Origin of the sequence: Chryseobacterium amylolyticum (assembly GCF_051011775.1) — a bacterium.
GTDB lineage: Bacteria > Bacteroidota > Bacteroidia > Flavobacteriales > Weeksellaceae > Chryseobacterium.
In genome coordinates, this window is sequence record NZ_JBPCHX010000002.1 from 457,174 (window position 1) to 476,350 (window position 19,177).

General features: G+C 39.6%; 15 protein-coding genes. 7 read left to right on the forward strand and 8 right to left on the reverse strand.

The genetic code is table 11. The annotated features are described in order from the left end of the window. Positions 1-49: 49 nt before the first annotated feature. The 4 genes from ACR1PO_RS07210 to ACR1PO_RS07225 all read left to right on the forward strand — a co-directional run bounded on the left by ACR1PO_RS07210 (position 50) and on the right by ACR1PO_RS07225 (position 5,885). The gene (locus ACR1PO_RS07210; protein WP_433986319.1) at positions 50-2,644 is read left to right on the forward strand and encodes a T9SS type A sorting domain-containing protein; all 2,595 of its coding nucleotides are present in this window, start codon (positions 50-52) and stop codon (positions 2,642-2,644) included. Positions 2,645-2,787: 143 nt separating this feature from the next. After that, on the forward strand, positions 2,788-3,972 hold the full coding sequence (locus tag ACR1PO_RS07215) for a hypothetical protein (protein WP_433986320.1): 1,185 nt from the start codon (positions 2,788-2,790) through the stop codon (positions 3,970-3,972). A 10-nt stretch (positions 3,973-3,982) separates the two neighbouring features. Next, positions 3,983-5,404, forward strand: a complete 1,422-nt coding sequence (locus ACR1PO_RS07220) for a hypothetical protein (protein WP_433986321.1) — start codon at positions 3,983-3,985, stop codon at positions 5,402-5,404. 25 nt (positions 5,405-5,429) lie between these two features. Beyond that, positions 5,430-5,885 (forward strand): DUF1801 domain-containing protein, encoded by a 456-nt coding sequence (locus ACR1PO_RS07225; protein ID WP_332385432.1) that lies wholly within the window; start codon positions 5,430-5,432, stop codon positions 5,883-5,885. Positions 5,886-6,075: 190 nt separating this feature from the next. On the opposite strand, the gene ACR1PO_RS07230 is transcribed toward ACR1PO_RS07225, so the two are convergent. Genes ACR1PO_RS07230 through ACR1PO_RS07245 form a run of 4 tightly spaced genes read right to left on the reverse strand, consistent with a single transcriptional unit; the run spans position 6,076 to position 12,027 of the window. Further along, positions 6,076-7,341, reverse strand: coding sequence for a TolC family protein (locus ACR1PO_RS07230; protein ID WP_433986322.1), 1,266 nt, complete (start codon positions 7,339-7,341; stop codon positions 6,076-6,078). Further along, the gene (locus ACR1PO_RS07235) at positions 7,331-10,426 is read right to left on the reverse strand and encodes an efflux RND transporter permease subunit (RefSeq protein WP_433986323.1); all 3,096 of its coding nucleotides are present in this window, start codon (positions 10,424-10,426) and stop codon (positions 7,331-7,333) included. The genes ACR1PO_RS07230 and ACR1PO_RS07235 overlap by 11 nt, the downstream gene beginning before the upstream one ends. A gap of 19 nt (positions 10,427-10,445) precedes the next feature. Beyond that, the gene (locus ACR1PO_RS07240; protein ID WP_433986324.1) at positions 10,446-11,540 is read right to left on the reverse strand and encodes an efflux RND transporter periplasmic adaptor subunit; all 1,095 of its coding nucleotides are present in this window, start codon (positions 11,538-11,540) and stop codon (positions 10,446-10,448) included. Positions 11,541-11,544: 4 nt separating this feature from the next. Then, complete coding sequence (locus ACR1PO_RS07245; protein ID WP_433986325.1) at positions 11,545-12,027, reverse strand: MgtC/SapB family protein; 483 nt, start codon at positions 12,025-12,027, stop codon at positions 11,545-11,547. Between the two features lie 407 nt (positions 12,028-12,434). Between ACR1PO_RS07245 and ACR1PO_RS07250 the strand changes: the two genes are divergently transcribed. After that, positions 12,435-13,280: an EamA family transporter gene (locus ACR1PO_RS07250; RefSeq protein ID WP_332385436.1), complete on the forward strand. Its 846-nt coding sequence runs from the start codon at positions 12,435-12,437 to the stop codon at positions 13,278-13,280. A gap of 231 nt (positions 13,281-13,511) precedes the next feature. Here the strand turns inward: ACR1PO_RS07250 and ACR1PO_RS07255 are convergent, their stop codons facing one another. Then, positions 13,512-14,873, reverse strand: a complete 1,362-nt coding sequence (locus ACR1PO_RS07255; protein WP_433986326.1) for an ATP-binding protein — start codon at positions 14,871-14,873, stop codon at positions 13,512-13,514. A 27-nt stretch (positions 14,874-14,900) separates the two neighbouring features. Further along, on the reverse strand, positions 14,901-15,605 hold the full coding sequence (locus tag ACR1PO_RS07260) for a response regulator transcription factor (RefSeq protein WP_433986327.1): 705 nt from the start codon (positions 15,603-15,605) through the stop codon (positions 14,901-14,903). Positions 15,606-15,707: 102 nt separating this feature from the next. On the opposite strand from ACR1PO_RS07260, the gene ACR1PO_RS07265 reads away from it, so the two are divergent. Continuing rightward, complete coding sequence (locus ACR1PO_RS07265; protein WP_433986328.1) at positions 15,708-16,382, forward strand: YiiX/YebB-like N1pC/P60 family cysteine hydrolase; 675 nt, start codon at positions 15,708-15,710, stop codon at positions 16,380-16,382. 160 nt (positions 16,383-16,542) lie between these two features. Next, positions 16,543-16,854 carry a cysteine methyltransferase gene (locus ACR1PO_RS07270; protein ID WP_332385441.1) on the forward strand — a complete coding sequence of 104 codons (312 nt, stop codon included), beginning with the start codon at positions 16,543-16,545 and terminating at the stop codon, positions 16,852-16,854. A gap of 240 nt (positions 16,855-17,094) precedes the next feature. Here the strand turns inward: ACR1PO_RS07270 and murA are convergent, their stop codons facing one another. Together murA and ACR1PO_RS07280 are read right to left on the reverse strand one after the other, a co-directional pair. Continuing rightward, positions 17,095-18,402 (reverse strand): UDP-N-acetylglucosamine 1-carboxyvinyltransferase, encoded by a 1,308-nt coding sequence (gene murA / locus ACR1PO_RS07275; RefSeq protein WP_374462900.1) that lies wholly within the window; start codon positions 18,400-18,402, stop codon positions 17,095-17,097. Then, positions 18,402-19,067 (reverse strand): DUF4290 domain-containing protein, encoded by a 666-nt coding sequence (locus ACR1PO_RS07280; RefSeq protein WP_002976781.1) that lies wholly within the window; start codon positions 19,065-19,067, stop codon positions 18,402-18,404. The genes murA and ACR1PO_RS07280 overlap by 1 nt, the downstream gene beginning before the upstream one ends. Between the last annotated feature and the right edge of the window lie 110 nt (positions 19,068-19,177).

The following is a 19,177-nucleotide window of genomic DNA, read 5'->3' on the forward strand; positions in this document are numbered from 1 at the left end:
TATTTCCGTATTGTTATTTTTCCTTAATTTCGCCATAAATGTGATTAAAATGGTAATAAATTTATTTTCTAGAGTGGTACCTGCTATTGCTCTGTTTTCAGCCTCTGCAATGATGGCTCAGAATTATCAAACTATGCCGGTTTCCTCGGGCTTTACTGCTGATGTGATTGCCAACGGGATAGGTTCTTCATCAGTTACTACAAACAATGACGTAGATGGAGTTTCTTACGCTTTTGTAGCTAAAGATTTTCAACTGACTTCCACAAGTCCTGCCATTACGTATGGTATACCTGTGGATGGGGTTATTAATTCTGTGGTGGGAACCACTCCGGGCCTGAGCTTCCAGTTGGCAAATTTGAATGCCAACAATTCGTTAAGGCTGGCTGCAATCAATGATAACGGAACTCTGACATTTACGGCACCGAAAGCCGCCACTAAACTGTATATGCTTGCCGTAAGCGGAAGTGGAAGTTCAACGGTAAGTGTAGTGGTGAACTTTACTGATGGCAGTTCGCAGGCGTTTTCTAGTGTCAGTCTTGCAGACTGGTACGGAGGTTCCAATTTTGCCATACAGGGAATCGGAAGGATTAAAAAGCCGGGAGCTACTCCTGCTGCGGGTGATGATGTTCCTTCTCCTGAAGGCGGGACCAATCCAAGATTATATCAAAGTGAACTGGCAATAGATGCTGCCAACCAGGCGAAGCTGATACAAAGTGTAACGGTAACCAAAGCAAGTGGTTCAGGCATCCCGAATATTTTTGCTTTTTCAGTAGATGCTTATTCGGATTGTATGCCTCCTGTATTGCAGGCAGTTTCAGGAATCACGGCCAACTCTGCTTTAGTTTCATGGACAGGTAATGCTGCCAGTTATGATGTATACCACAGTACTTCAAACACAACACCGGCAAGCTCAGTAACACCTACTTATCCGGGAGTAACGGGAACAAGCACAACGATAGGAAGTCTTAATTCCAATACGACCTATTATTATTGGGTAAGATCCAACTGTAATACCGCAACCGGCCAAAGTGTATGGTCTTTTGCAGGAACATTTAAAACAGCATGTTCTACTTTCACCGTTCCTTATACAGAAAACTTTGATACGACAAGTACCGGCTCCAGCACCAACAACAATACTCCAAGCTGCTGGGCATATCTGGAAAGTGCATCATTTGCAGGCTATGGATATGTAACTACATCAAGTAACTATTCAGCACCTAATGCTTATTATCTATATAATTCAAGCGCTACTACAGGAAGCCAGATGTTGGTTACACCTCCAACGATCAACCTTTCAGACGGAACGAAACGTGTGAGATTTTATGCAAAAACGGGAACAACAGGGACTCCATTATTGATAGGTACTCTATCGAATCCTGCAGACCCGGCTTCTTTTACCCAAATTGGTTCCCCTATTGCTTTGACATCTACTCACACACAATATACGGTTAATATTCCTGCGGGTTCCGATTTGCAGTTGGCATTTAAACATGGTTTAGGAGGTACCTACCGTTCTATTTATATTGATAATATTTCTGTTCAGAATATTCCTTCCTGCCTTGAACCGACTGCCGTTACATCATCCAACGTGAATTCAAATTCAGCAACAATCGGATGGACAGCACCATCTTCAGTTCCTGCAGGCGGATATGAGGTGTATTACAGTACAAGCAATACCGCACCGGATGCTTCCACTGTTTTAAATGCTGCAAACTCTGCAACGTCTACAACAACTTCTGCACCGATAAGCACATTACAGCCATCCACAACCTATTATGCATGGGTGAGATCCAGCTGCAGCGCAACTGATAAGAGCATCTGGACTGAAGTTCCTGTATCATTTACAACTACTTGTCTTCCGGTAACTACACTGCCTTGGAGCGAAAATTTTGATGCAATGACGAATATAGGCTCTGCTATCATTCCAGGATGCTGGAAACAAACTCCGGGAGGAAGTTCATCCAGCTATAATTTTACTTCAGCAAATGCTTCCCAGCAAGCTTATAATGACCCTAAATCTGCTCCAAATTATCTGACAATCTATTATCCATATAGCAATGCCGCTTATTTATGGACACCTACATTTACTTTAACTGCAGGAACTTCATATGAATTCTCATTCTATTGGGTAGGAGACGGCTATGCAGGCTGGCAGAATGAAGTGTTGGTAAATAATGGACAAACTGCTGCCGGTGCAACCAGTTTAACGACATTTATCACTTCTGATCAAACAGCAACAGGAGGAGGTAACAGTACTGAATATACTAAAGTTACTGTTTCGTATACCCCAACGTCTACCGGTGATTACTCATTTGGAATTAAGGCTTTGAATACAACAACGGCGCCATATTATATGGGATTTGATGATTTCTCCCTTACTCAGTCCAATTTAAGTACAGCTGAAACATCTGTTAAGAAAAAAGAAGTCAATGTATATCCTAATCCTTTCAAAGATGTTCTGCATATTGCGGATATCAAAGATGTGAAATCTGTAACAGTTACGGATGTAGCGGGAAGAGTGGTTAAAACTATTGATAATCCGACTACAGAGCTTCAGTTAGGAGATTTGAATGCTGGTTTGTATTTAGTGACAATGAACTTTAAAGATGGCTCAAAATCAACAGTGAAAGCCATTAAGAAATAAAATTTTTTGAGTTAATAATTTCTGTAGGCAGTTGCATTCGTGTGGCTGCCTTTTTAATGGCTTTTTCACATAATAACTGGAAAAATTATTATCGGAAATGTTCATAAAATTATTATACATTTGTGCCGAAAACTACAACAACCATGAATAAATTTAAACTACTTTTTTTAATACCATTATTTTATTCCGGATTTTCCCAGGCTCAGCGAATTGATAAAGAAATGATCAGCTTCCAGCTTTTAAAAGAGCCGGTTTTTCCTACGGATCTTTCCAACAGAAATTACACGATTACAGTAAAATCACCCTATAATATTACAAAAGATGATGTGATAAGAATTTCAAAAGAAGATTATCAGAGAAAGGTGGACAATTATCAGACGAATGTTGAAAATGCCAAGTACGAACATCAGGAAAGATTAAAAGACTACGATGCTGAGGTAAAAAAACTGCAGGAGAAATACAAGCTGGAATCTGCAGAATACAATAAATTATCCGCAGTAGAAAAAATTGCTGCAACCAACGGAGCCCCCGTATTGAGATTACCTTCAAGACCCATTCTTAATATTCCTCCAATGCCGGTTTACCAACAGCCTGATCTGAGAGACGCTTTGATTGTGGATAACAAAATTCTGGCATCACAAATGGATGTGACGGGGTTTTCAAAAGGCGGAAATTATCTTGACATCATGATCGAAATGGAAAGAACAAACTTTCAGGACAACCAGGGAAAAACTTTTGCGAATCAGCCTACAAGAATCGTTGCAAAACAAGGCGGTGCAGTAAAACTGGATAAAACGTATTTCTCGGATTTTACTGAAGTAGCAAGTGTTCCGACTAATGAAATCAACCTGAATGCCCAGGAAAAAAGATATCTTCAGAGAACGATGGACCGTACAAGGAATATCATTAATGAAAATTTCGGTTATCAGACCCTCAATTCTACGGTGACTCTGGCGACGGTAAAGAACAAAGGAGAATACGATGACCTGGAAAAAGCATATATCTACGTCACAACTAATCTGAAAAAACTTCAGGCAAAGTCAGACTACGCCCCGAATAAAGTAGCCATGGAAAATATGCAGAAAGGAGTTGATCTTTGGAAAACCGCTTTGACAAAAGTGAATTACAATGATAAAAAGGCCGTTTACAACCAAAAGATCGGGGAATACCTTTATTTTAACCTGATCAGATTGAATATTGCTTTGGGTAATTACCAGGAAGCAGAGAAATACTTAAATGAGTTGCAGGAACATTTAGTAGATATTAAATTGTCCTACGATGCCAATCTTGAACTGAAAAGATTGGAAGAAAAAATTTATAATAACTAAAGAAAACAATATGATTAAACGGATTATTGCTTCGGCATTAATGACAGCTTCTGTGTATAGTTATGCACAGACAAAAGTGACTGAGGGAACAAAGTTCACAGTGGACGCCAATCTTGAAACGGATGATCAGCTGGTACTGGCAGATGATTACAACTCTTATATGTTCAGTGCCATCAATATTGACGGACTGATGAGAAATGTTTTCCCGCATAAGAAATTACTGATGAGAAAACTGGATCAGAACGGAAGCCTTGTGGATACTTATGTGAAAGATTATGCCAACAAAACAAATGGTGTACTTCACAACTACCTTGGCTCACAGCAGATTGATGAGGATAAATTTGTAGCATTTACGGAAGAGTATTTCGGAAAAGAAAACAGGAAGGAAATATTTCAGCATGTTTTCAGTAAAAAAGAAGGTACTTTTACCACCAAAAGCATTGCAAAATACAGCATCGAATCTACCAACAAATCAGGAACCACTTATGTTCTTTTTTCAGAAAACGGTAAATATGCAGCAATCTTCAATGACAGGTATGCCAACAAAAAAACAGATAATGTGAATGATGTTCTGGTCCTGGATCTGAGAACACTTTCTCCGGTTTGGAATAAAGAAATCACATTAAGTAATGATTATGTTGAAAAGTCTTTGACGCTGACTAACTCCGCGAAAATTGTTGTGCTGAGAAAAGCAGCAGGCTGGAAGGAATCTTATAAGCTGGAACTTGTTTCGAATACTGAGGATAAAGACCTTCCGTTTGATGATAAATATATTCCTGAAAAGTTATATGCATTCAGTAAAAATGACAGCGATTATCTGGTGACATTTGGGAGAAAAAACGCTGCGGTTACCATTGGTGCAAGTACCTTCGGAACAGTAATGTTTTATGATATGAAATCCGGAAAAGCAGTGATCAGCAATACCAATTTAGCCGGAAGCAAAGATATGAGTGATGTAAAGGTCATCAAAACGATTGTAAAAGGAGATGAAACTTTAATGGCTGTACAGCAGGAGACAGTAACAAGACCGATGCCTACAGCAATGAACCGTTTCCCTGATCCTGTATATTCCCTGGATGCCGGAATGCTGATCAAGTTTAATAAGGAAGGTGAGGTAAAGCAGTTTGTGGCTGCGGGAACTTCTACAGGAAAAAGAATTCATATTGTTGATGCCGGGGAGAAACTTTATATTTCTGCATTCTATCCGAAAGGAGCATTCGGGAATACAGGATTTTCTATGAAAGTTTTTGATTTTGCCAATCTGAAACCTCAGGAAGTAAGCCTTGATTATAAAGGGAGAAACTTTTTCCAGAACTATGGCTTCGCAGATGGAAATATGATTCAGTATGTTCCGAATGTCAATAAAATGATGTTCCTTCAAAAGAGCAGTAAGGATGTTCAGATGTTCAATGTCTATAATTTTATAAAATAATTGTATTTTAGAAAAAATTTAAAATATGCAGATTCAGTCAGTTTCCATAGAAGATTATATCTCAAAAATTCCTGAAGAAAGACAAAAGGCTTTTAAAAAACTTTTTGATACAGTGAATGACAATCTTCCAAAAGGTTTCGAAGAAGCTACAAATTATGGAATGATAGGCTGGGTAGTTCCTTTGGCAACATTTCCTGCAGGATATCATTGTGCACCCGGAACCCCGCTGCCGTTCATTAATCTGGCTTCCCAGAAGAATTTTATAGCGCTTTACCATATGGGGCTTTATTCGAAACCGGAACTTCTCGATTGGTTTGTGGCAGAATATCCAAAACATTCCAAAAAGAAGCTGGATATGGGTAAATCCTGTATCCGCTTTAAAAAAGTAGAAGATATCCCTTTTGAACTGCTCGCTGAGCTTAGTAAGAAAATGACTCCCGACGACTGGATCGGAATTTATGAATCTCAGTATAAAAGATAAAAAAGGCCCTGAAATCTATTTGATTTCAGGGCTTTCTTTATGCTGGAAGTTTGAAGCTGGAAGTTATAGTTGTGCTTTTAGAATCAATGTTTGTCGTTTGATGGTATGTATTGTAGATTAAAAAATTAATTAAATGATGTGTATTTATTCATCGGCTTTCGTAAACTTCCATCCTCCAGCTTCCTTCCGGTTAAAAATGAATATCCCAGATTCCCGCTTTACGTTCAAGCTCAATCAAAGCGGATGCATTATCTGCAAGAGCCTGATAATAGTCTTTCCTTACATTGTTATAGGTTCTCTGGGCATTCAGGACTTCAAGGATAGAGCTTTCTCCTCTTTTATAGCTGTAAATGATTCCTTCCAGAATGCTTTGGGCTTCCGTAAGCATTCCATTGTGGAATTGTCTGAGCTGTTTCTGGGTGGCTGTGTACTGCTGATAGGCCTGCATTACTTCTGCTTTTATCCCTTGCTCTATCTGTTTATATTCAATTTCTGCCTGAGAATGGGCCATTTCGGCTATTTTCAAGCCTGCATTTCCTTTGTTGGAAAATTTCAGGGGAATGCTAATGCCTATTTTTACTGCATTTACAGTTGGGGAAGGTGCAACTTCGTTGATGGCTTCTGTGTGGCGTTCTGCCCCTGCACTGATGCCAAGGTCTATGACACGGCTGGCTTTTTCAAGACTGATCTGGCTTTTGGCAACCTCGGTATTTTGTCTGGCGGCTAATAAGTCAGCTCTTTCATTCAAGGCCTGGAGAATCAGGTCATCAATACTCAAATCCCTGTTGAAGGCATTAAAATTTCCGGCAACCTCTCTGTTCACAATTTTGCTGTCCCCCAGAAATACAGATAAACTGGTGAGGGCCTGCTGTTCTGCACTTTCAGCCTGATATACTTCATTGAGTAAAGAAGCTGCTTCCAGCTTACTTTGTTTGGAAGTCACGAGTGATATGGTTCCCAATCTGTAGCGGATACTGTCGGACTTTGCAAGCTGCTGCATGTTTTTATAAGAATCCTGCTGTACTTCAAGCAAAGCCCTGGACTTTAAAGCATCAATATACCCTAAGCTGGCATCTGCACGAAGGTTCCTGAAGAAATCCTGCAATTGTAGTTTGCTCAGCTCAGATTGGTTTCTGGCCAGATTGACCCTGGCTTTTCTTTTACCGCCAAGCTCAAGTGTCCAGCCGAGTGATGCCCCGTACACATACCCCATATTTTGATTCACACCGTTATTGGTGGTTTCCGTTTCCAATTGAGGATCAGGAAACATATGGGCGGTCTGGATAGCAGCTTCAGCCATACTTACATTGTATTTCTGGGAAGCATAGCCTAGATTTTGACTTCCAACAAGACTCAGGTATTCTTCAAACGGCAAAAGTTCTTTTTCCTGCGCTTTCATACCTGTGATGCTGAGCAATACGACGGATACTATGATAAAGTGAACTCTAATTTTCATCTGATTCTAGATTTTGTTTTTCGTTTCTGGATTCAGCCATAAAATATATCGCCGGCAGTACAAATAGGGTTAAAACAGTGGAGAACATCAGTCCGTAAACAATGACAGTTGCCAGTGGGCGCTGTACATCAGAACCGATTCCTGTGGCCAATGATGCCGGAAATAATCCGATTACAGCAACCGTAGCAGTCATCAGTACAGGTCTGAAACGGTCTTTTGCCCCTTTGATGGCGGCCTTTTTCAGTTCATATCCTTGCTTACGCAGATCGTTGATGTGAGAAATCATAATCACACCGTTCTGGATCGCAACTCCGAATAAGGCAATAAATCCTACCGCTGAAGAGACGTTCAGGGACATTCCCCGGATATTAAGTGCCAGCATTCCGCCAAATAATGCCAGCGGGACAATAGACATCAGGACCAAAGCCTGCCTGAAATCTCCAAATGCACCATACAGTAACAGAAACATAATGGCCAGTGCGAACGGAACAATAAATGCAAGTCTTGAATAAGCCCTGTTTTGGTTTTCAAACTGTCCGCCCCATTTGATCTGGTATTTTTCGTGATCGTATTGTACATCTTTTTCAATTGTAACCCGGGCTTCTTTCAGGAATGAAGAAAGATCGGTACCCCTCAGGTTAAGCTTTACCGTAAGATGCCGTTTGTTCATTTCTCTGGTAATAGTACTTTCGCCCGTACTTAATTTCACTTCTGCTACCTGAGACAGTGGTATTTTGGCTCCGGAAGCTGAGGTCAGCATCAGGTTTCCGATTTTATCCGGAGTATCGCGGCTGCTTTCTGGGTAACGGCAGGAAATATCATACACTTTATTGCCGATAAAAATCTGGGAAATGGCTTTTCCTCCCAATGCCACTTCAATAAGGCCGGCAACATCTGCTACATTCAGACCATACTGAGCAATCTTATCCCTGTCCGCCATGATCTGCAGCTGGGGTAACGGCGGCTCCTGATCAATGGCAAGGTCTGCCGACCCTGGAATTCTATTCAAGGTAGACAAAACATCTTCTGCAATACGCCTGGTTTCTTTAAAGTCTTCTCCATATACTTTTACCACCAGCTCACTGTGCGCTCCGGAGATTTTATCCATTACTCCGTCAATCATAGGTTGTGAAAAGCCTACCGTGAATCCCGGCATGTCTTTATAATCTGCCGCAAGTTCTCTGATGAGGTCTGCTTTTGTTTTCCCGGAAGGCCATTCGCTGTAAGGTTTTATTCCAATGGAAACCTCGAAATGAGAGGCTGTCCACGGATCTGTACCATCATCATTCCGGCCCGCCTGTACCATCATATAAGTGATTTCTGAATGTTTCAGGGTACGGACCCGCAGGGTGTCACTCATTTCTTTCGATTTGGCAAGGGATATTCCCGGTGGCAGCTGTACCTGCAGCCAGATAGAACCTTCATCCAGCTCCGGAAGAAAATCTTTTCCTACGGTGTAAGACAGAATTCCGGAGGATATCAATACAATAATGATCGGAATAATAACCCTTTTGGGAGCCTGCATTATTCTTTCTATTCTTTTCCCATAGGCAGCAGCGAGTTTTTCCAGCCATTTGTTATGATAGATCTTTTGTGGTTTGCGGTAGATAACATACGCTAATCCCGGGATCAGAAGTAATGCTACAGCGAGCGCACCTAACAGGGCATATCCTACAGTAAAAGCCATGGGGGTAAACAGTTTTTTCTCTACCCGTTCAAAAGCAAACAAGGGCAGATAAGCGGTGATGATAATAATTGTTGAAAAGAAAATAGGCTTGGCTACTTCAATCACCCTTTGAGTAATGGTTTTTTCTTCCAGTGCTTCTTCCGGATTCTCTTCCCGTTTCTTCAGAATGGTTTCCAGCATAACGATGGCTCCATCCACAATGATTCCGAAATCAATGGCTCCGAGTGAAAGCAGATTGGCTGGAATGTCAGTAAAATGCATTAATATAAAAGCAAATAATAAAGAAAGCGGAATGGTGATTGCTACCAGCAATGCTCCGCGCCAGCTTCCCAGAAATACAATCAGGATAATAATAACCAGTACAATACCTTCGGTAAGGGTATGAGAAACTGTGGTAAGCGTTGTTTTTACAAGATCTGTTCTGTCCAGAAAAGGATGAATTTTTACGCCGGGAGGAAGTGTTTCGTTATTCAGTTCTTCAATGGCTTCATGTACACCTGCCAGCACTTGCGAGGGATTTTGTCCCCTTAATAAAAGCACAATTCCTTCCACACTTTCAGAATAATTACGTTTTCTGTCGGTATAGCCGAGAATTCCTTTTCTTTCCAGGTTCCCGTATTTCAGGTTTCCTACATCATTTAAAAAAACAGGAACGCCGTTTTGGGTTTTGACTACAATTTTTCCAAGGTCATTTAAATCTTTTACCAATCCTATTCCACGGATGACATAGGCCAGGTTTCCGCGGGGAAGCATACTTCCTCCGGCACTTACATTATTTTTGGAAATGGTTTCAGTTACTTCTGAAAGTGAAAGTCCATACTGTTCAAGCTTATGAGGATCCAGCTCGATCTGGAACTGGGTGGTTATCCCTCCGAAATTGGTAACATCAGCAATCCCGGAAACCTGTTTGATACGGGGAATAATGACAAATTTTTGTAAATCCGTCAATTCCCGCAGACTGTGGTTATTGCTTTCTATAATATAACGGTACACTTCGCCGATGGGAGAGGTGAGGGGATCTAGGCCGGGCTGTGCATTATAAGGAAGCTCTACATCCGTCAGTCTTTCCTGAATACGCTGCCGTGCCCAGTAATCATCAATTCCATCATCAAAAACCATAGTGATAATGGAAAGCCCGAAGGTACTTTTGCTTCTCATCACATGCATTCCGGGAAGTCCGTTCAGTGATCTTTCCAAAGGAATGGTGATCTGCTGTTCTACTTCTTCAGCGGCCAGCCCCGGAACCTGTGTGACTACCTGGGAAGTTACATCTGCAATATCGGGATAGGCTTCTATGGATAATCTGGTCCAGGAATAATATCCGAAGAATCCCAGTAAAAGGAAGAGGGCAAGCATCAGCCATCTCTTCTGTATAGAGAGTGTAAGTAATTTCTTCATAATTTTCATTTACATTATTTCACATCGGCATATAAATTCCGCCTTCAGTCATGATGATTTCTCCGGGCTTTAAGCCTGCTGTGATTCTTACTGTTTCCTGATTGGTTTCTCCTGTTGTCACAAAACGTTTGGCAAACTGGTTCTTACCGGTTTTTACCCACACATATTGAGAGCTGTCCTGCTGCATTAAGGCTGATACGGGAATCATCACGGCTTTTTCAGGAACTGTTGAAAAATTAACTGTAGCGTACATTCCCGGCTTTAGTTTCCGGCCTGGGTTATCACATTCAATAAGGACTTTGATGCTTCGGGTGTTTTCATCTACCACTTCATTGATGTGATATACTTTTCCGGTAATATTTCTGTCAGGATAGGCACTTACTTTTACGGTAACCTGATCTCCTGTGTTGACAAAGCGGATGTCCTTTTCCTTTACATCACCCGAAATCCAGACTTTTGATAATTCGGCGATCATTATCACCGGATCTGCATCTCCCTTCAGATATTGGCCGTTTACAATTCTGTTGGAAATAATTTCTCCGTTAATGGGAGCTCTTACTACAAGCGGACTTCCTATACCTCCGCCTTTGCTGTTATATACCTTTAAGGCTGAAGAAGCATTGGAAAGAGATGTTCTTTTATTTTTAAAATCGGTTTCCGCTTCATCCAGCTCTTTTTGAATGCCTACTCCGTGTCTGACCAGATCCTGCTGGCGTCTGTAATTTTTTTCTGCAAGCTGTACATCATTCACAGCATCTGTATAATTCTTCTGAACTGAAAAATAATCGGAAGAAAGAATTTCAAAAAGCGGGCTTCCGGCAGAAACATTCTGTCCAAGCTGAATAAAGGATTTGGTAATTCTTCCGGAAAAGGGACTTGCAATTTCTGCATAATGATTGGGAATGACCTGAATTGTTCCTGCTGAAATAATACCGTTGCTGTGTTCCTGCTCCGTTACGGTCTGCATTTTAATTTTTTTGAATACAGGATTGTTTTCCGGGATTGTGACCTGATTATCCTGAATCATTATTTCCTGTTCGTTGCTTTGCTGAGGTATATTGTCCTTACAGGAGGCTGCAAAGAGAATTATACTGCTTAAGATTATTTTTTTCATGTTCTTAAAACAATTGAGTGCTTTTGCTGATTTTTATTTTTTCTGTATTGTTTTTCCTGGTGTTGAGCAGTTTTTTGCTCCTTGCTTCTTTTTTGGAGGATAAAGTGGGTCTCAGGAATATATTGGTGGAGATGATGAAGAAAACTGTAATAAGGGCTTCTTTAGGATATCCGAGTGCACACAATGCACCTATGGCTGCAGAGCACCATAATGTGGCTGCCGTATTGAGCCCTCTCACGGTAAGGCCGTCTTTCATAATAACGCCACCGCCGAGAAAACCGATTCCGCTGACAATATAAGAGGTAATTCTTCCGGCTGCATCACCACCAATTCTGATGGCTATCAATACGAAAGCTGCAGAGCCGAGGCATACAAGAGTGTTGGTACGGAGACCTGCATTCTTTTTACGCCATTGTCTTTCGAAGCCAATGCCGGCTCCCAGGCAGAACGCAGTCAGTAAACGAAGGGTGAATTCAAAGGTATTCATAACTTTTCCTGTTTTTATAAAGCTTTTCAGCTGTACGGGAAAAGTGGGTACAACTAAAGCTTTTAAGATTGATAATGACTGTAGGGATCTGAGTCCATATGCTTTATTTTTTACTGTGCAAAAGTAAATAGAGCCGGAGTTTTATGCAGTTAGAAAAGCTTTAGAATATGATTAGAAAATTATTAGAGAAAATAAATTCTTGTTTGGAGCATTAGGAAAGCAATAAAAAATAATTATTTATTAAGTCTTACTGATAAGTGAAAACTGTACCCATTACAAAAGCTAAAAAATCAATACATTTGGTGTCAGTTATTTTATATGATAAATTTCATGATTGACAATATAAAATAAGAGTTTATTTATCCCGGAAACTTCTTTCCGGAATTTTTTGAATGATATATTTAGACATGAAAAAATCAAATATAGCAATACCGGCTACACTTTTGGCGATTATCTGTGTGCAGGGAGGGGCGTCCATTGCGAAGCAGCTTTTTCCGGCTATAGGAGCTGTTGGTACTGTTACTTTAAGGATTGTACTTTCAGCGGTGCTGCTTACTTTGATTAACCGTCCGAAATTTTTAACATTTAACAGACAGAAGTGGCAATATTGTGCCATATACGGAATCGGGCTGGCAGCAATGAACCTTATTTTTTATATGGCTATTCAAAGGATTCCATTGGGGCTGGCCGTGACTGTGGAATTTGCGGGGCCCTTATTTCTTGCATTGGCTTTATCCCGTAAGCTGCTGGATGTAGTATGGGCTTTGCTGGCTTGTGCGGGAATCTTACTGATCGTTCCGTGGCATAATGACCATGTAGATTTAATAGGTCTTGGATTGGCTTTTCTGGCTGGAATGTTCTGGGCTGTTTATATCATAATGGGAGGGAAGGTTTCTAAAATAATGGACGGAAAGGATGCTGTAACGACAGGAATGATATTTGCGAGTCTGGTAATTATTCCTTTTACAATATGGGATGGTGCTGTTTTCAACCTGACCCCGGCTATTTTTGTGAAAGGTCTTGGTGTGGCTATTCTTTCAAGTGCCTTGCCGTTTTCTTTGGAAATTATGGCTTTGAAAAGACTTCCGGCTAAAACTTTCAGTATTCTGATGAGTCTGGAACCTGCATTTGCGGCACTTTCAGGATTGGTTTTCCTTGCTGAAAAATTATCTTTTTTACAGTGGATTTCTATTGCCTGTGTGATTGCTGCAAGTATAGGAACAACAGTTTTTAGCAGAGCATCTGATCATTAAAGATTTGTCCCATGATAAGAATACATTGGAAAATACAGCTTGTCCTGCTTCTGATCTCACTTTTTTTCGTTGGTTTGGGCATACAAAGTATAGCAGAAGAGAAAAATTCCGGAACTCTTTTATTCAGACATTTTTTACACATTATACCTTTTGTGACCAGCAGTATGGTTTTTATCGTGAATATCTGTTCTCAGCGCAAAAAAAGGTAATGAACCCTGTCTCTTCAGAAGGTTATATAATATCAAATATCACTGTGAAAACAGTCTCATCGTATTCTGATACAGCGTTGATCCTTGCATGGTGAAGATTAATGATCTTTTCAGTAAGAAATAATCCTATTCCATGCCCTTTTTCCTGCCTGGAGGTTTCACTTCTGTAAAATGGCTTGAAAATATGCTGTAAATCTTCTTTAGAAATGATATTTCCTGTATTGCTGAAACTGATGGTAAGAGTCTTGGAGTGAGCGCTCACGTCAATCAGGCAGGTATGTTCCGGTGAATATTTGCAGGCATTATCAATAAGATTATTAAAAGCAACCTGCAGAAGGTATTCATTTCCCTGGACGATAAGCTGATGTTCTTCTACTGAATCTTCTATGTTCAGTGAAACTTTATATTCTGAATTTTCTTTTATTGTTTTGGTATAAGACTCCAGGAGAACTTCATCCAGGCGTACTTCAGAAAAACTGATTTCATTGGGATCATAGCTCGCTTTGGCAAGATCCATCAGACTGTTGGAAAGCTTTACCATATTTCGGGCATCTTCCAGCGCATATCGGATGGTTTCCTGATATTCTTCTTTGGTTTTATCCTTTTCGGAAGCCAGTTCAAGTTCTGTAATAATGGCTGATAGAGGGGTTCTCAGTTCGTGTGAAATATTGGCTACGAAATGTTTTTGTGAATCAAAGGAATTTTCAAGCCGCTCCAGCATTCCGTTGAAGTTTTGGGCCAGTTCATTAAGCTCATCTTTTTCTTTCGTTGTTTTCAGGCGCAGCTGTAATTTTCCGGCAGTCATCTTTTTGATCTGATTTACCATCTCACTGAGCGGGCTCAATGCTTTTTTGGAAAGGAATATTCCTGAAAGATAGATCAGGATCAGAATACTGAAAAAGGAAACAATACTGATGGTTAAAAGATGTGTGAGATATTCGTATCCGTATTTGTCATAAGCCGCGGCCGTTACAGCATAAGATTTTCCTTCATAATGATACACCATTCCGATGACCTGCAGATCATTTAAAAAGAAACTGATTCTTTTTTTCCGGAATATCTGTGAAAGCATTTCAGGGGTTTCCTTTACATAATCTACCCTGGCATCATCATGATAAACCAATTGCTTATTACTATCATAAATTGCTACCTGAACCTCATTCAGTGTTCTGGTATTGTTTTGATAGAGCTTATGCATTTCCTGCTCAGGTAATGAACTTCTGAAAAACAGGTCTGCTTTGGCGATGGCTTCATTCCGGAGTTCGCTGTAAAAAGATTGCTCTCTGGCTTCCTTGGATGAATAATAAATCGAAATGCTGTAAACACTTACAAGCATTGCAGTGATTAAGGTAAAAAGCAGCGTAAGCCGGGTCCTGATTTTCATCCGAATATTTTTAGTTTATTTCCATCATTATTGCACAATGCCTGACTCGTAATTTTTCTTCAGAATAAATCCCATGCCGGCCTTGGTATGAATAAGTTTGGTTGCAAAATCTTTGTCAATTTTCTTCCGGAGGTAATTAATATAGACATCAATAAAATTGGTTCCGGTATCAAAATGGGTTTCCCATACTTTCTCTGCAATTTCACTTCGGGAAAGAACTCTTTCTGAATTTTCAAGCATAAATTTCAGAAGATTAAACTCTTTGGGCGTTAACTTGATCGGGACACGATCTCTGCTTACTGTTTTCTGCTCCAGGTTCATCTCAATACCGTCATATCTCAGTATAAAAACCTTCTGATGTCTCTGTTGTGAAAAGCGTTTCAGGAGTACTTTGATTCTTGCCACCAGTTCCCGCATTTCAAAAGGCTTGGTGAGGTAATCATCCGCTCCGGCATCAAACCCTTCCAGTTTATCATCAGTAGTTCCCAGCGCGGTAAGCATAATGACAGGAAGATCGGGTTTTAGAGTTTTGATCTCACTGCAAAATTCAAGTCCATCTTTTTTGGGCAGTACAATATCCGTTACAATCAGATCAAAATGATTCTGCAGGGCCAGTTTCATACCTGCGATTCCATCATAAGCCACAGTAACCTCAAACTGAGCTTCCTGGAATCCTTTTGCAATCAATTTTGAAAGTCTGTCGTCGTCTTCAACTAATAAAATATGTGGCATGAGAATATTGAAAATGTTTGGGGTTGATAGGAAGAATACGTCAATATTCCCACAAATGTAATGAATTCTATTTTGTAATTTTGATTCCGGAAGTATAATCAGATGTCAGAATTTACAATGTCTTTCAGAAAAAAAAGTAAAGGAATTACAGTTACAGGATTTTGGTTCTGTTTATTGGTCATATTGGCTCAATGTAAAAGCAATTCTCCCGGAACGGTACAGCTCAAAAACGGAGATCTTCTTTTTGTTACGGCAAAAGAATCCGGACTATCCGGGGCCATCAATAACGTCACTCAAAAACAAAAGTCTGCTTCATTTGATCATATAGGAATTCTTGAAAAAGAAGGCAGCCGTTTTTATGTCCTGCATGCTGCTCCAAAGGGCGGTTCACAAAAACAGAACCTGAAGGATTTTATAAAAGATCAGAAAGAAGAAGGGCAGGAGGTGATGGTTTACCGTTTAAAACCGGAATACCGGAAAGCCATTCCTGAAGCTGTTAAAAAAGCACACTCCATGCTGGGAAAACCTTATAATTTTAATTACATTCTGGATGAAAACTCATATTACTGTTCGGATTTTGTGGAAAGAGCTTTTCGTGAAGAACATATTTTTAAATTGGAACCTATGACTTTTATTGATCCCAAAACAGGAAAAACGAATACATTCTGGGAAGAATTTTATACTAAGAAAAAACTGAAAGTTCCTGAAGGAGAGCCCGGTTGTAACCCCAATGGGCTCGCAGGTTCTGAGAAACTCGAAAGGATAGGAACCCTTTAAAAAACATAGAGAAGCTGAAGAGGCTTCTTTTTTTTATGTTAAATTTTTAAAAATATTAGTCTACTAATTTGGTGGACTAATATTTTTTTATATTTTTGTCACAGATTTAAATGCAGAGCGCGATATGATCTGATAATGTTTAACCCAAAAATGTTTAGCGATGGTTACACCTAATCCCGGCCTGCAGGTTTTACAAAACAAAATAAACCTGCCTAAAAAAGAATTGTTACTGGAAATAGAGTTGAATGGCAAAATGAAATTTGAACATTTGATGAACACCATCTATAATCAATTAGGTATCTGTCATAGAGTGTTATCTGCTAATGTAGAGTATGTGAACGGATATAGTTTTGGTTCCGTACAGTTATATATTAATGTCAGTTCAGAAGACTTTCAGCTGCTTGAGGTCTATCTGAATAAAAATAAACTTATCAATACGACGGTAGAATATACCTGCAGAACATATTTTTAAGTGAGATTCATATAGTTTTAATTACCCAAAGTGTCCGGTTCTTTTACCGGGCACTTTTTATTTAAAGTTATTTGAAAACCAATATAGAGTTGATGATCACTGTTTGATGGGGGAGTATTCCTCTCCTCTGAGGAGTGTTGAAAATTCAAAGAATTTTTGACGGAGTGGTAAAAAAAGAAAATAGCCAAATAAAAAAAGCGTTCAGAATATTCCGAACGCTTTTGTATTCAATAAATAATTTTAAATTCTCTCGATGTCAGCACCAATAGCTCTTAGCCTGCCATCGATATTTTCGTATCCTCTGTCGATTTGCTCGATGTTGTGGATAATTGATTTTCCTTCTGCTGAAAGCGCAGCAATAAGAAGTGCATTTCCGGCTCTGATATCCGGGGAAACCATTGTGGTTCCTCTTAACGGCGCTTCCTGGTTCAATCCGATTACGGTAGCTCTGTGCGGATCACATAAAATGATCTGGGCTCCCATGTCGATTAATTTATCAACAAAAAATAACCTGGATTCAAACATTTTCTGATGAACCAGGATACTTCCTTTTGCCTGGGTAGCCACTACTAAAATAATAGACAATAAGTCCGGTGTAAATCCTGGCCATGGGGCATCCGAAATAGTCAGAATAGATCCGTCAATAAATTTCTGGATTTTATAATGCTCCTGAGCAGGAATATAAATATCATCATTGCTCTGCTCCAGCTGGATCCCCAATTTTCTGAATGTGTTCGGGATAACACCAAGCTGGTTCCAGTTTACATTTTTGATGGTAATTTCAGACTTTGTCATCGCTGCAAGACCAATCCAGGATCCGATTTCAACCATATCCGGAAGCATCGTGTGCTCAGTTCCTCTCAGATAATCTACTCCTTCAATGGTAAGGAGGTTGGAACCTATACCCGAAATATTAGCTCCCATTCTGTTCAGCATTTTACACAATTGCTGAAGATAAGGTTCGCAGGCAGCGTTGTAGATTCTTGTTTTACCTTTTGCCAAAGCAGCTGCCATGACAATATTGGCAGTTCCGGTTACAGAAGCTTCTTCAAGTAAGATAAATTTTCCTCTTAATTCTTTAGCTTTTAAAGAGTAGAAATATTCTTCTTCATCATAATTAAATTCAGCACCTAATTCAACAAGTCCCTGGAAGTGGGTGTCCAGTCTTCTTCTCCCGATTTTATCACCTCCCGGAGTCGGCATATAAGCTTCTCCATAACGGGCAAGCATTGGCCCCATCAGCATAATCGATCCCCGTAATTTTGCTCCGTCTTTTTTGAATTCGCTGGATTTTATATAATCAAAATTTACCTGATCTGCTTTGAAAGTATAATCTCCCTGTCCGTTTTTCGTAACTTTTACCCCAAAATCTCCAAGAATTTCAATCAGTCTGTTCACATCATGAATATCCGGAATGTTTTTGATTCTTACTTCTTCGTCCGTCAGGAGAACCGCACATAAAATTTGTAGAGCCTCATTTTTGGCTCCTTGTGGAGTTATTTCACCCTGCAGTCTTTTTCCTCCTCTTATTTGAAATGTTCCACTCATTATTTTCTGTTTTTATGATTGTTATTATGCCTTCTTTTGTTGGGCTGGTTATTGTTCTTATTATTGCTGTTGTTCCTGTTGTTATTGTTATTATTTCGGTTGTTGTTATTATTGGTGTAATAGATTTTACTTTTTTCAAGAGAATCTATTCCGGTAAGATCCAACCTGTTTTCAGACAGTTCTTTCAGGTGGCGGAAAATCACATCATCCGTCACATGTTCTTTATTATAAACATTGTAAGACTTCTTCATATTGTTGGCAATCACTTCAATAAGAGCCTCTTTTTCTTCTCCTGTTTCAAGTTCAATTGCTTTTTCTATCAGTTGAAGAATACTTTTTCCGTAAAACTTAAAGTCACCCTGAAGTTTTGGATATTCCATTCTTTTAGGTCTTTCCGCCAGTTGTTCTCTGGTAGGAAACGGATAGGGAGATTCTACATCCAGATCATAATCTGCAAGAATAAAAAGATGATCCCAAAGTTTATGTTTATAATTTTCTTCGTCGCGAAGCTGCGGGTTTCTCTGACCCATAAAATCGATGATTGCCATAGCCATTTCATTCCTTTCCTCTTTGGTAGGAAGTTCTTTACAGCGCTCAACCAACTGTTGTATAATTCTGCCGTATTCCGGCATATGAAGCTGAGTTTTTTGGGTGTTATATTCCATAGTATGCAAATATATGGATTAAAAGAAAAATTGTTTCGAGAATATTAAAATTTTATGATTTTTTAATGAAAAATTTAAATGTCTTTCTTTCTGATTTATTATTGAAAATT

What these genes read in the sequence shown, in the direction of transcription:
- ACR1PO_RS07210 (WP_433986319.1), top strand. Translation starts at nt 50, where the DNA reads ATGGTAATAAATTTATTTTCTAGAGTGGTACCTGCTATTGCTCTGTTT.
- ACR1PO_RS07215 (WP_433986320.1), top strand. Translation starts at nt 2,788, where the DNA reads ATGAATAAATTTAAACTACTTTTTTTAATACCATTATTTTATTCCGGA.
- ACR1PO_RS07220 (WP_433986321.1), top strand. Translation starts at nt 3,983, where the DNA reads ATGATTAAACGGATTATTGCTTCGGCATTAATGACAGCTTCTGTGTAT.
- ACR1PO_RS07225 (WP_332385432.1), top strand. Translation starts at nt 5,430, where the DNA reads ATGCAGATTCAGTCAGTTTCCATAGAAGATTATATCTCAAAAATTCCT.
- ACR1PO_RS07230 (WP_433986322.1), bottom strand. Translation starts at nt 7,341, where the DNA reads ATGAAAATTAGAGTTCACTTTATCATAGTATCCGTCGTATTGCTCAGC.
- ACR1PO_RS07235 (WP_433986323.1), bottom strand. Translation starts at nt 10,426, where the DNA reads ATGAAGAAATTACTTACACTCTCTATACAGAAGAGATGGCTGATGCTT.
- ACR1PO_RS07240 (WP_433986324.1), bottom strand. Translation starts at nt 11,540, where the DNA reads ATGAAAAAAATAATCTTAAGCAGTATAATTCTCTTTGCAGCCTCCTGT.
- ACR1PO_RS07245 (WP_433986325.1), bottom strand. Translation starts at nt 12,027, where the DNA reads ATGAATACCTTTGAATTCACCCTTCGTTTACTGACTGCGTTCTGCCTG.
- ACR1PO_RS07250 (WP_332385436.1), top strand. Translation starts at nt 12,435, where the DNA reads ATGAAAAAATCAAATATAGCAATACCGGCTACACTTTTGGCGATTATC.
- ACR1PO_RS07255 (WP_433986326.1), bottom strand. Translation starts at nt 14,873, where the DNA reads ATGAAAATCAGGACCCGGCTTACGCTGCTTTTTACCTTAATCACTGCA.
- ACR1PO_RS07260 (WP_433986327.1), bottom strand. Translation starts at nt 15,605, where the DNA reads ATGCCACATATTTTATTAGTTGAAGACGACGACAGACTTTCAAAATTG.
- ACR1PO_RS07265 (WP_433986328.1), top strand. Translation starts at nt 15,708, where the DNA reads ATGTCAGAATTTACAATGTCTTTCAGAAAAAAAAGTAAAGGAATTACA.
- ACR1PO_RS07270 (WP_332385441.1), top strand. Translation starts at nt 16,543, where the DNA reads ATGGTTACACCTAATCCCGGCCTGCAGGTTTTACAAAACAAAATAAAC.
- murA (WP_374462900.1), bottom strand. Translation starts at nt 18,402, where the DNA reads ATGAGTGGAACATTTCAAATAAGAGGAGGAAAAAGACTGCAGGGTGAA.
- ACR1PO_RS07280 (WP_002976781.1), bottom strand. Translation starts at nt 19,067, where the DNA reads ATGGAATATAACACCCAAAAAACTCAGCTTCATATGCCGGAATACGGC.